Origin of the sequence: Dialister hominis (assembly GCF_007164725.1) — a bacterium.
Lineage (GTDB): Bacteria > Bacillota > Negativicutes > Veillonellales > Dialisteraceae > Dialister > Dialister hominis.
Genome location: NZ_AP019697.1, coordinates 1,701,734 through 1,713,791 on the forward strand (window position 1 = coordinate 1,701,734; position 12,058 = coordinate 1,713,791).

Consider the following 12,058-nt stretch of genomic DNA (forward strand, 5'->3'; position numbering starts at 1 on the left):
TACGACCACCACATCTTTAACCATATTCCTAATTTAATAAAATCCTCTTTTTGCACAAAAATACTCCCATGACTACAGTAATGAAAGTTTCTGTTATCATTACACATCCTGCTACACCCAAAGCGCCTTTCCAAAGTATAGCGGGAACAATTAATGCCAAATTTACTAAAGAGGCAGCAATAAGGACCCTGCTATAAATCTGCTGTAACCCTAGTGGAAGCATGGTTTCGTAACCGAATACAGTACTAACTGCTACCATAAATGGCACAAATGCCATAATTTGCAACGGCTCTATGGATGGAATATATTGATCCCCCAATAACCAAGGAACAATAGCAGGCGAGAAGTGTATAACAATCAAGCCCAGAAAAATGCCTCCCATAGCATAGAACAACAGTTGCTTTCGTAAGAATTGATATGCCATTGAAGGAGAATCCTTAAGTTTCTGCGTAATATATGGATAAATAGCATCACTTACCGCTCCAACTCCTCTTCGTATACAGTTAATTAATTTTTCTGAACCGCTATAGTACCCTACAATAACCGGATTTGTCAGAGCACCGAGAATAACCACATCAGACGATGTATATAAATTTACTGCAACGCTTGACAGAAATATCCGCCACCCCTTTTTATATACTGTCCACACATCCTTTATCATAGGAGTTCGTAAGATTCTAGGCCAATTTTTATAAATAATATACCATGAAAATAGACCTGCAAAAACAGTAGTACAAGATTGCAAAAAAGCAGCCTTAATATAATCTTTCGGAGATTGAATTAGATAAAATAATAGTGCCATTGTAATGAGTCGGCCCAAAAGATTCAAAATAGTGATATAACGCATCTCTTGTATGCCCTGAAAGAACCAGACAGGAAATACAACCCCGCCTACCGCAGTCATATAGCAGGCAAAAAACAGTGGAATATCGAGGCTTATCCCAAATAAAATATTTAGAATAAAATATCCAATTCCAAAAACGACACTGCACAATAAAAACAGAAAAAAAGTTCCCCAAAAATATTCAGAAAAAATCCTTGGCAATTCTTCTCTTTCCGCAAGAGCAATATCCTTGGGAGCCGTAAGATTAAACCCATAGTTAATCGCTAAATTAAAGTAGGAGATAATTCCCTGCATAAAAGCAATGGCACCGTAGTTTTCAGGCCCTAATGTGCGTAGCAAATAAGGGACAAGGAGAAAGGCTAAAACGTATTCCATTCCTCTTAAGGTAACCATTGAAAAAATATTTTCAATCAGCTGCCTTCTTTGTTTCATCATATCGATTACCTCAAGTGATAGATATGTCGTAATCCCCGAACCATACGGGGAAAGTACATAAAAAGTAATGATTTTAACTTCATTTTAAGCGGGAATCGTGAATACCCAATCTGATGAATATTTCTCCAAGCCCATTTAGCGGTTTCCTTGTTTTTTAACTGCTCTGCTGTTGAAAGGAAAGAGTATCGAAATAATATAAGGAAATATTCACAGGCAACCAATTCATCCATACGAGAATCTATCTTTCCCCAATACCTTTTAAGTTGTTCTTTTTGTTTTATTCTTGCAAAGAGGGATTCATGAATAATTTCGCCTGCATGTGTTATACTGTCTGGATTCTGAACATAAATATATTCGCAAGAAGAAATAAAATGAACTTTACGTGCTGCATGCAATAAATCAAAAATAATATACATATCTTCATACTTTTTACCTTTTGGATATGTTACACAATCAAAAAGGCAATGATCATATAACTTATTCCATGAATAGGAACCAAAATAGGTGAAAACGCCACTATAATGGCACTGCAACTCATTTCCTATATATAAATTTACAGAATCTTCCGGCTTCATCTCTGCATCAATGGCAGGACATAAATTCCTTTCTCCCGCTTTCTCTGTTTCAAATCCACAAACAGTTATTCCCCACTCTGTACGCTGTTCATATAGTCTCTCATACATCGTAGAACGGATAAAGTCGTCTCCATCAACAAATCCCAGCCATTTCCCGTGTGCCTTTTTAATCCCTGCATTTCGAGCATCAGATAAACCCCCATTTGCTTTATGCAATACTTGCACACGAGCATCTCTCCCTGCCCAACAATCACATAGTTGCCCTGTCTTATCTGTAGAGCCATCATCAACTAAAATAATTTCTAAATCTGAATAGGTCTGTCCAAGAATCGATTCAACGCATCTATCCAAATAACGTTCCACATTATAGCAGGCAACAATAACTGATATTAACTTATTGTCCATCCTTTCTCCTTTTTATCTAGAACCCAATATGTGTACCACAAAATCAACGGATAAGTTAAAAACATTTCTGAACTTAGCATACAGGCCAATTGCCCTGCAAGAGCTACCAATAATCCTATAGTCTCGAAATCGTGTTGCTTTCTATTAATCCAAAGCCCCTTCTTAATAACAGTAAGCGGAGGAAGTAAAAATAGAAACAGACCAGGAATACCTTCCCAAGCCCCAATTGCAGCATACTCATTAAGTATAGGGAGACCAGACTCCAAAAAAGTCTTCTCATGCATATCTTTAATCCAATTTTGAATTTCCTGATTATCTTTGGCAAAATCTGGTATTCTTTCTTCCATATAAGGAGAATGTAATCCCATTCCTACCCCAATCACAGGATTGTCCAGTCCTATCTTTGCAAGAGCTACTGTATTACCAAAACGGGCAGAATTTGAGCGCTTATCTTTGCCAACAACAGAAACTATATTTTCGTTCAAGTACTTTTCTGTTAACCTTCCTACATCACTCTCTGAAGATTTCACAGAAGCCCCTGCAAGACAAGCAGAAAAAGCACCTACAGAGACAATAAGCCAAATTGCTAAAACTTTTTTCCAGCCCGAATATCGGAAGAATAAAGTTAACAAGAAAAAAACAATTCCCTCTCCTAAATATATTACTATAGCCGTTCGTGCTTTGGTCATGAAAATCATAAATACCATAATAAAAAGTAACAAAACCTTCCATGGCCGGAATTGTCTATGCGTGTCAATAGCTAAAAGCGGTACTAAAAATACACTTATAATACCGAAATAAGAAGGTTCCAAACAAAAACTACGCAACTGCCCTGACCATAACAATGGCGGCCACCAGCCATTATAGCGCCCAGGATCATATAGATGCACATTAATGGATGATAATATCCAGGCGCACGTTTCATCTCCTGACCATAACCAGATTACTTCTGGAATGGAATACAAGGCCAAAAGTATACTAAGTCCATAGACTGCACGATACAAATACTTATTCAATTGATCGGCTTTACCGGCCTGAAACACACCTGCAATAATAAAAAACAGACCACAAAACGGAAAGAAAAAATCTCTCAACATATACCAAAAATAAGAAAGAAACATTTTTCCATGCAAAAGTGATGAATTGTATTGGAATGAGGGAAGTATTTCTGATATAAGTACTACCATCTTGCTATTTCTTAAAAAATCATCTATAACTGTATCATAAAATGGAAAGTTCCAAACCCCCAAAATAAGGCAGAACAACGACCATATAAAGAATCCCCCAAAATACCTTTTTCCGTGGATACTCAAACTATGCTTTTTTAAGCTATATGCAACAAAAGATAAAAGCCCAATAAAGAGTAATATATGAGGCAACTTTCCACCAAGTACAGGAAACTGATACCGTTTTGGCAATAAGGTAATCGGCAGAGTTAAAATCATCAATCCAAAGAGAACCTCTATCAAATTAAGTAATCTGTTCATTTTCCCCCTCATAAAACTTCTCCAACTTGCCGATTTCGCACCTAATATCATATCCAGCTTTTATAATTTCTTCTTCCATATTTTTTCTTTTTACTTTGCTTTCGCTTAAAATCATCTCAGCCCATTCTTCTGTTTTCTTCTTTAAGGAAATAAAGTGTGCCAAATCTGTAATCCCCACTTCCCTAGTTATATTAGTCGAAAAAAAACATGGAAGACCTGCAGCCTGTACTTCAATTCCAACAACAGGTAATCCCTCAAAATGAGAAGGCAATATAAAACAATCCATTGCCTGCATCAGTTGTGGAACATCGTTACGCATTCCCATAAATACAACCGAATTGGTTAATCCCAATCTTACTACTTTTTCTTTGGCTTGTTCCAAATATGATAAATCTCCAACTGCATCCCCAACAAGCATTAAAACCGCATTCTCTTGAGTGCGATGAATTTCACTAAAAACATCAATTAAGAACTCATGATTCTTTTGAAAAGTAAATCGGCCAACATGTCCAACAATGAAATGACCTTGAAGATTTAAGGCAGATCTTACTTTATTTCGCATATTTTCATTGAATTTCAATTTACTGCAGTCAATCGCATTAGGAATCACTGTAAAATGGGCATTGTAGCCAAACATCCACTGGCCAGCCAATTTTGAACAGGCAAAATAATCAGTAGCCCCCCATTTCAGCAGAATTCGATTCATAGCCATTATTATTTTCTTGCCAATTCCAATTTTCTGTTCAAACCCTGAGTTATGTGAATGCATGATGCGCATTGGAATACCAAAAAATCTTGCGATGAAAATGGGGAACACATAAGTAATGCTATTAGAGTTCAAGACAATTGCCTTATAGTCACCGGCTATCCTATGCAACAGCTTAATCCATTGCCAATAATGACGTATAGGGTTGGAATGCCTCGAACGGACTCCATAAATCCTTCCCCCAGCTTTTAAAATTTTATCTTTAAAAACAATTTCATGTTCACTGGTAATGTTTACGAAGTCATAAATCACTTTAGATTTATCTAAATGATCAAGTTGCTGCATCAAATAAGTCTCAAGTCCACCAATATTCTTCGTCATTCCAATTTGTAAAACTCGTATAGGATATGATGTCATACTTTTCTTTCCTTTATCAATTCCCTCAATGTTTCATCTTAGCAAATAAGATTGGAAAATCTTCACGTATTTTTTGGATTAATAAAATCAGTATTTTCAATTGCTTTTTATGCTTATTTTTCAAGAAATGGACCAATATCTTCTGTTTAGTCGACAAATCCATAAAGTCTGTAGAAAGAAATTCATCATAAAGAGAATCTTTCCGAATACGCTCGATTACTTTATTCATTTTATCGCTCTTAGTATCAGATAACAATGCATAGACAAAACGAACATACATCCAGAATATTTTTTGCCGTTCTGCATTCATTGGTGCCAATTTTTGGGGAGTAAAATCCAATAGTCCATGAATTTTCATCATTTGGACTTCATAAGCGTATGCCTGATGCTGGTTAGTTAAGCTGCCATTCATTCTTTTAGCATAATGATACCCTGTGCTAGAACTGCAGTAAAGTTGCTTTACAAAGCGAAAATATCTAATATTAAAATCAAAGTCTTCATTAACTTTTAATTTTTCATTCATAAAAATTCCGTTTTCTAAAGCAATTTCTCGTTTATAGAAGCCGTTCCATAAATAACCAAATAATGGTATCGCTTCCATATTTATAATTTGATTATATAGTTCATTCCCTGCTTTATATACTTTTTGATTCAAACTACATTTTCTGGAATACTTTAATTTATTTGTTTGATCATAGTATTCTTCTTGAAGACCAAATTTCAGACAGTCATAATCGTCTTTTTTTAAAATATCATAGGCTGACTGAAATAAATCCGGATCAATGGTGTCATCAGAATCTACAAACCCAAGATAGCGCCCCTTTGCAGCTTTGATTCCTAAATTTCGAGCTGCTGCTGCTCCAGAATTTACTGAAGTCCCCAGCAATTTAACTCTAGAGTCTGTCTCTGCAATTTGATTACAAATCATCTTGCTGGAATCCGTTGAACAATCATCGATCAGCAACAATTCGAAATTGCTAAACGTCTGGGCTAATATACTATGCACAGCTTTTTGAAGGAATTTTTCAGCATTATAAATAGGCATAATAATGCTGAAAAAAGATTTTTCACTTTGCACTTCTCTCTTTTTCACTTTCTCATACCTCGTTTAAATGATGATAGTCATAATCTCTCTTAAGCAAACTATCCTTTTCGATTCATTATTAAAGCCGTCTGTATATCTCTCAGTGTATTATAAAATTCTAATTTTCCGTCATCTATCCTCTTTGCTTAAGTTGAAATTCCAATATTTTATCAAATTTCACTCTGCGCCCTTTACTACTTTTTTCCTAAAAACTTCCGTTTCAAAAACTCAGCAATTTTCTTAGGCCAGTCAATATTTTCCAGAAATACTACCGGCACCTCGCACTTTTTCAGATTCTGTCTTTCCAGCCACACATTAAAAAGCCGTTCCGACATGAAACCGAAAAGCCGAGCCTCATAACTATCATAGCCGGACAAATCCGTCCTCTTCTCCAGTTCAAAAAGAATATCAAAAAGCCAGGTGCAGTACTCATCAAAGAGAGACTTCTTCATGACAAACATATTCAGTATATGCAGCTTTCTCCGGTTCATAACCCTGGTAAAAGCATCGGAATAACCCGGATATTTCTCAGAAATAATCCGCTCTACTTCATCCAGATCCTTCTTATAATGGGCATGTTCATACTGGCTGCGCACGGTCTCAATATAGTAATTTCTCTTCACCGGAAGGATGACATCATACTTCTGAAGCAGCTTTTCATAGTCTTCTCTATGAAAAATAACCCCTTTTTTCTTTTCTATATCCTTCGTGTGCACCTTCCTGCCAAAATACCGGCGATAATGACAGAGCCCTATATACTGACAGTCCACATTTTTCCAGGCCCAGTACAATCCCGTCAGTTCACAGTAATTGGAATTCTTAGAAGAAATATTGTCCCCTGTATTATCCGGTGTATACCCCAGAGGCGCCTTCCCCTCCGCCCCTACCTGAAGAGGCATATACACATCATCCGCAGGCATCCAGTACTTCTTATGCGCCGCTACTAGTATTTTTATATCCATGAGTTCTTTCCTTCCTTATTGAGATTTGAGATTTGAGGTTTGAGGGGTGAGGGACTAGATTGGAGAGTTGAGAATTGAGATTTGAGATGAGTGGTGAGCGCTACCTTCACTTCTATTTCCCTCCCATTCCTCAATTCTCTTTCCTTCTCTTATCTCGATTTTCCCTCCTCAAATCTCTTTCCTCAATTCTTCCCCTCTCAATTCTCAAACCTCTTTCCTCAATTCTCTCATTTCCCTATTCTCTTCCCTATCTTCACAATCATAGTTCCTAGCATTCTGAGGATTTCGTCACAAAGTGATAAGGCCGTCTGAGCATCGTCAGGACTCACATAATGCAAATCTTCAGAAATAAGAATCTGTGTTTCTACTTCAGCAGCAGACCCTTTAGCAATCCGTAAAAAGTGGATAAACTCACGATCAGAACCTCTGCCAAATCCTTCGGCTATATTTGATGGAATGGAAACAACTGCCCTCCTTATTTGATTTGTCAGGCCAAATACTTCATCACGAGGAAAACGACTTGTCAGACGATAAATAATACGTGCCAATTCCATCGACTTCTGCCAGACAATCAAATCCTTGTAATCAGTCATTTTCTCCACCATCCTCAAATCTCAAATCTCAAATCTCTTTCCTGCCAGCTTCAGCGCGCTATCAATGACCGCATCCATATCGTAATACCTATATTCACCCAGGCGCCCACCAAAGATAACTTTATATTCCTTATCTGCCAATGCTTTATATTCCTTATAAAGTTTGCTATTCTTTTCATCATTGACTGGATAATATGGTTCGTCTCCCACTTTCCATTCAGAGGAGTATTCCCGGCTGATAACTGTTTTGGGCAGATCATTGCCATTAGCGTCCTTGCCAAATTCAAACCATTTATGTTCGATAATACGGGTCCATGGTGTTTCTCTGTCTGTATAGTTAACTGCGGCATTGCCCTGGAAGTTTGGCTTATCCAGCACTTCGGTTTCAAAGCGAACACTTCTGTATTCCAACGGGCCCAGATTATAATTGAAGTAGGCATCTATCGGCCCGGTGTAAACCACCTTATCAGCCAGCTTATCCAGTTCTTCCTTGTTTTCCAGATAATCACAATTAAGCTTTACTGCGATTCCCTTAAGCATATTGGCAACCATATTGGTATATCCGCCCACAGGAATCCCCTGATACAGAGCGTTAAAATAGTTGTTATCAAACGTCAGACGAACTGGGAGACGCTTGATAATAAACGCCGGAAGTTCGGTACAGGGACGCCCCCACTGCTTCTCCGTATAGCCTTTTATCAGTTTTTCGTAGATATCTGTCCCAACCAGGGAAATAGCCTGTTCTTCCAGATTCTTTGGATTTGTGATTCCAGCAGCTTTTCTCTGCCCTTCAATCTTAGCCGCTGCTTCGTCCGGAGTGACTACGCCCCACATTTTATTGAAGGTGTACATATTGAAAGGAAGAGAATATAATTCGCCATGATAATTAGCTACCGGCGAGTTAGTGAATCGATTGAATTCTGCGAACTGATTTACATAATTCCATACTGTTCTATTGTTGGTATGAAAAATATGGGCACCATATTTATGCACATGGATTCCTTCCACATCTTCTGTATATACATTACCGGCAATATGAGGCCGTTTGTCTACCACAAGAACGGTTTTCCCAGCTTTTACTGCTTCATGGGCAAATACAGCTCCAAAAAGTCCTGCTCCAACAATCAGATAATCGTATTTCACGGATTATATCCTTTCTATGTACAACATTATTCCTACTATTATTTTTTATATCCTTCTGGATTCTTAGACTGCCAGTTCCATGTATCCCGGCACATGTCTTCCAGAGTTCTTTCCGCATGCCAGCCAAGTACATTCTGTGCCTTGGTTGAATCTGCCCAGAATTTCGGAAGATCTCCCGCTCTTCGTAGACCGATTTCGTACTTCACTTTAACCCCGGTAGCCTTTTCAAATGCATGAATGATATCGAGAACGCTGTAAGGAGTGCCTGTTCCCAGGTTAAACACTTCAACGCCCTTGTGGCTAGCTGCATATTCTACTGCCTTTACATGGCCATTTGCCAGGTCCATCACATGAATATAGTCGCGAAGGCAGGTTCCATCTGGTGTGGGATAGTCTCCTCCAAACACCGTGAGATGGTCTCTTCTTCCCACCGCCACCTGAGCAATATAAGGCATCAGATTGTTGGGAATCCCCTGTGGATCTTCCCCAATCAGACCACTTTCATGGGCCCCAATTGGATTGAAATAACGGAGCAAAATGACGGATAATTTTGGATTCGCTTTAGCGGCATCTTCCAAGATTTGCTCCATCATAACCTTAGTCCACCCGTACGGGTTAGAACAGCTACCTCGATGCATGGTTTCCACATAAGGTGGTGTATTTTCTTCCCCGTACACCGTGGCTGAGGACGAGAATACAAACTGATTAACTCCTGCTTCTTCCATACACTCCAGAAGTGTCAGTGTGGTATCTATATTATTGCGATAATACTTCAGCGGAAGACGGACCGATTCCCCTACCGCCTTAAGACCTGCAAAATGAATGACACAGTCAATGTGATTTTTTGAAAAGATATGACGCATCTTTTCCTTATCCTTGACATCCGCTTCATAGGAGACTACTGACTTTCCTGTAATCTTTTCTATTCTGCGGACAGCTTCCGGACTGCTGTTACTGTAATCATCCACAATTACCACCTGGTGACCAGCATTGAGCAATTCCACTGCGGTATGTGAACCAATATATCCCGCACCACCGGCAAGTAATACATTCATTATGTTCATACTCCTTTACTCAAAATCACACTATCTTATTACCCATATTGGAATAATATCAAGACAGATTTCTTACCACATCAGACAGATAATTTTTAAATGCCGGGCCCAGATCATCCCTGCGAAGTGCATATTCTACGGTAGCTTTAAGGAACCCCAGCTTATTACCTGTATCATAACGCTTGCCCTTGAAATTGTAAGCATATACATTGCTGTTGTGCGCCATAATCCTCAATGCATCAGTAAGCTGGATTTCTCCCCCTTTTCCTGGCTTTGTATGTTCCAGTATCTCAAATACATCCGGGGTAATGACATATCTTCCCAGAGCTGCCAGCCGGCTCGGTGCCTCTTCTATTTTAGGCTTTTCCACCATATCTTCTACAAGAACAAGGTCAGAGTTTTCCGTAAGATTCCCTTTTATGATTCCGTAGGAGGAAACCTGTTCTCTTTCAACCAGCTGACAACCCACAATAGTGCCTCCGGTTTTTTCATATTGTTCAAGCAGCTGTCCCAGGGCCGGTGTATCATCTCCGTTATACACCAGGTCATCCCCCAGAATAACTCCAAAAGGTTCCCCATCAGTAAAATCTTTAGCACAGAGTATAGCATCTCCCAATCCTCTCATGTGCTGCTGCCGAATATAATGTACTTTAATATTCGCTACTTTACGCACTTCGTCCAGTAATTCCATCTTGTTGTGCTCAAATAAATGCTGTTCAAGTTCCGGTGATGAATCAAAGTGATCTTCAATGGCACGTTTTGCATGTCCGCTGATTATCAGTATATCTTCAATTCCACTGTCTAATATTTCTTCCACTATATATTGAATTGTCGGTTTATCTACAATAGGAAGCATTTCCTTTGGCATGGCTTTTGTTTCTGGCAAAAAACGAGTTCCAAATCCTGCCGCTGGAATGACTGCTTTACGAATTTTCAATTTTTATCCATCCTTATATCTGATTAATAAGCACCACGGCTGTGAATTACTGCGAACAATGTGCGCCAGATGAGAATGATATCAAGCCATACACTCCAGTTATGAACGTACCACATATCCATGGCCACGCGCTCAGGATATGTGGTATCACTTCGACCACTCACCTGCCAGAGGCCTGTGATTCCAGGGAGTACCATGTAGTATTCTTTAATATACTGTTCATACCTAGGCACTTCTTTCTGTACAATCGGACGGGGACCTACCAGGGACATTTCCCCCTTCAGTACATTGAGAAGCTGCGGAAGTTCATCAAGACTGGTCTTTCGAAGAAAAGCACCACTTTTCGTAATACGTGGATCATTTTTCAGTTTAAAATCCCGTTCCCATTCTTCTTTTGCCTTTGGATCTGTGGCCAGAAGTTTTTCCAGTCGTTCTTTCGAATCTACGACCATAGAGCGGAATTTGTAGCAGTCGAATTCTTTTCCATCCTTGCCCACCCGACGCTGTTTATAGATTGCCGGTCCTTGCGAATCCGTTTTTATCCATACACAAATTCCAAGAAATAATGGGAGCAGGAATAAACCTCCACTAAGCGTCAGAACAACATCAAATATCCGCTTAATAATCTGATTCAGCCGAAACGCCAAATTATTTTTAATATTTAAGAGCATAATCCGGGTGTCAAAGAAAGATTCCACTTCCACATTTGACATCGGTACGCCTACCAGATTTGGAACTACGCTTACATAGGGAACCAGTGTCTGTGCCCGATAGAGGAGATGATTCATCTGGTCCTGTGGAAGTCCCGGTGCTGTGATGATTATATCCTGAATCCCGGTTTCAGCAATTACCTTTTCCAGATCATTAAAACCTCCAAGAATCGGATATACATCGGCATAGCGGGAAGATGGTTCAAAGTCCTCAAGGAATCCTCCTACCCGATAGTTGATGAATACGTTACTCTTCCCTTCATCAATCGCCGCATCTGCCGTCTTTCCGGCACCTACTACCAGAACAGGAATCTGAAGTCCTGGCATCTTACGGATACATAAGGCGGTAATATATTTTTCAACTACCAGGAACAGGTAGACGATGACCGCAAAAAGCCCTACATACAGACGGGATACCTGTCCAGACACCTGGGTAAGGAACATGAGGATGATGGAAAATGCAATAGCCCCCAGGCAGGCTTTAAACAGTTTTTCCAACATCTGTGCACTGGTATAATGTTTGGAATATATTCCGGCAAATGCCAGCGCCAGAAGGAATACGGCAGGTGTCACTATATAGATGTATATGGAGTTTACCTGAAATATATTGCCCATCAGCAAATTTCTGGTATGGAAGGCTATCCATTCAGCCAATAAAATTCCCACATAATCTCCGCAAAGATATATGGCTTTGCTTATAAGACG

The 12,058-nt window shown here is 39.2% G+C and carries 11 protein-coding genes; all 11 read right to left on the minus strand.

The genetic code is table 11. The features are described 5' to 3' along the window. Positions 1 to 28 precede the first annotated feature (28 nt). The 11 genes from Dia5BBH33_RS07885 to wbaP all read right to left on the minus strand — a co-directional run bounded on the left by Dia5BBH33_RS07885 (position 29) and on the right by wbaP (position 12,019). Positions 29 to 1,279, minus strand: a complete 1,251-nt coding sequence (locus Dia5BBH33_RS07885) for a flippase (RefSeq protein WP_143332702.1) — start codon at positions 1,277 to 1,279, stop codon at positions 29 to 31. A gap of 5 nt (positions 1,280 to 1,284) precedes the next feature. Beyond that, a complete protein-coding gene (locus Dia5BBH33_RS07890) occupies positions 1,285 to 2,259 on the minus strand; it encodes a glycosyltransferase family 2 protein (RefSeq protein WP_143332703.1) in 975 nt (324 codons plus the stop codon). After that, the gene (locus Dia5BBH33_RS07895; protein ID WP_162501779.1) at positions 2,244 to 3,746 is read right to left on the minus strand and encodes an O-antigen ligase family protein; all 1,503 of its coding nucleotides are present in this window, start codon (positions 3,744 to 3,746) and stop codon (positions 2,244 to 2,246) included. The genes Dia5BBH33_RS07890 and Dia5BBH33_RS07895 overlap by 16 nt, the downstream gene beginning before the upstream one ends. After that, complete coding sequence (locus Dia5BBH33_RS07900; protein WP_143332705.1) at positions 3,730 to 4,869, minus strand: glycosyltransferase family 1 protein; 1,140 nt, start codon at positions 4,867 to 4,869, stop codon at positions 3,730 to 3,732. The genes Dia5BBH33_RS07895 and Dia5BBH33_RS07900 overlap by 17 nt, the downstream gene beginning before the upstream one ends. A 25-nt stretch (positions 4,870 to 4,894) precedes the next feature. Beyond that, complete coding sequence (locus tag Dia5BBH33_RS07905) at positions 4,895 to 5,962, minus strand: glycosyltransferase family 2 protein (protein ID WP_143332706.1); 1,068 nt, start codon at positions 5,960 to 5,962, stop codon at positions 4,895 to 4,897. A 185-nt stretch (positions 5,963 to 6,147) separates the two neighbouring features. After that, positions 6,148 to 6,915: a DUF4422 domain-containing protein gene (locus Dia5BBH33_RS07910; protein ID WP_143332707.1), complete on the minus strand. Its 768-nt coding sequence runs from the start codon at positions 6,913 to 6,915 to the stop codon at positions 6,148 to 6,150. Between the two features lie 227 nt (positions 6,916 to 7,142). Continuing rightward, positions 7,143 to 7,508 carry a four helix bundle protein gene (locus Dia5BBH33_RS07915; RefSeq protein ID WP_143332708.1) on the minus strand — a complete coding sequence of 122 codons (366 nt, stop codon included), beginning with the start codon at positions 7,506 to 7,508 and terminating at the stop codon, positions 7,143 to 7,145. A gap of 21 nt (positions 7,509 to 7,529) precedes the next feature. Continuing rightward, positions 7,530 to 8,651 carry a UDP-galactopyranose mutase gene (glf, locus tag Dia5BBH33_RS07920; RefSeq protein WP_143332709.1) on the minus strand — a complete coding sequence of 374 codons (1,122 nt, stop codon included), beginning with the start codon at positions 8,649 to 8,651 and terminating at the stop codon, positions 7,530 to 7,532. Between the two features lie 38 nt (positions 8,652 to 8,689). Continuing rightward, complete coding sequence (gene galE / locus Dia5BBH33_RS07925) at positions 8,690 to 9,706, minus strand: UDP-glucose 4-epimerase GalE (protein ID WP_143332710.1); 1,017 nt, start codon at positions 9,704 to 9,706, stop codon at positions 8,690 to 8,692. 58 nt (positions 9,707 to 9,764) lie between these two features. Then, positions 9,765 to 10,643, minus strand: coding sequence for a UTP--glucose-1-phosphate uridylyltransferase GalU (galU, locus tag Dia5BBH33_RS07930; RefSeq protein ID WP_143332711.1), 879 nt, complete (start codon positions 10,641 to 10,643; stop codon positions 9,765 to 9,767). A 23-nt stretch (positions 10,644 to 10,666) separates the two neighbouring features. Next, positions 10,667 to 12,019, minus strand: a complete 1,353-nt coding sequence (gene wbaP, locus Dia5BBH33_RS07935) for an undecaprenyl-phosphate galactose phosphotransferase WbaP (RefSeq protein WP_232518030.1) — start codon at positions 12,017 to 12,019, stop codon at positions 10,667 to 10,669. Positions 12,020 to 12,058: the final 39 nt, after the last annotated feature.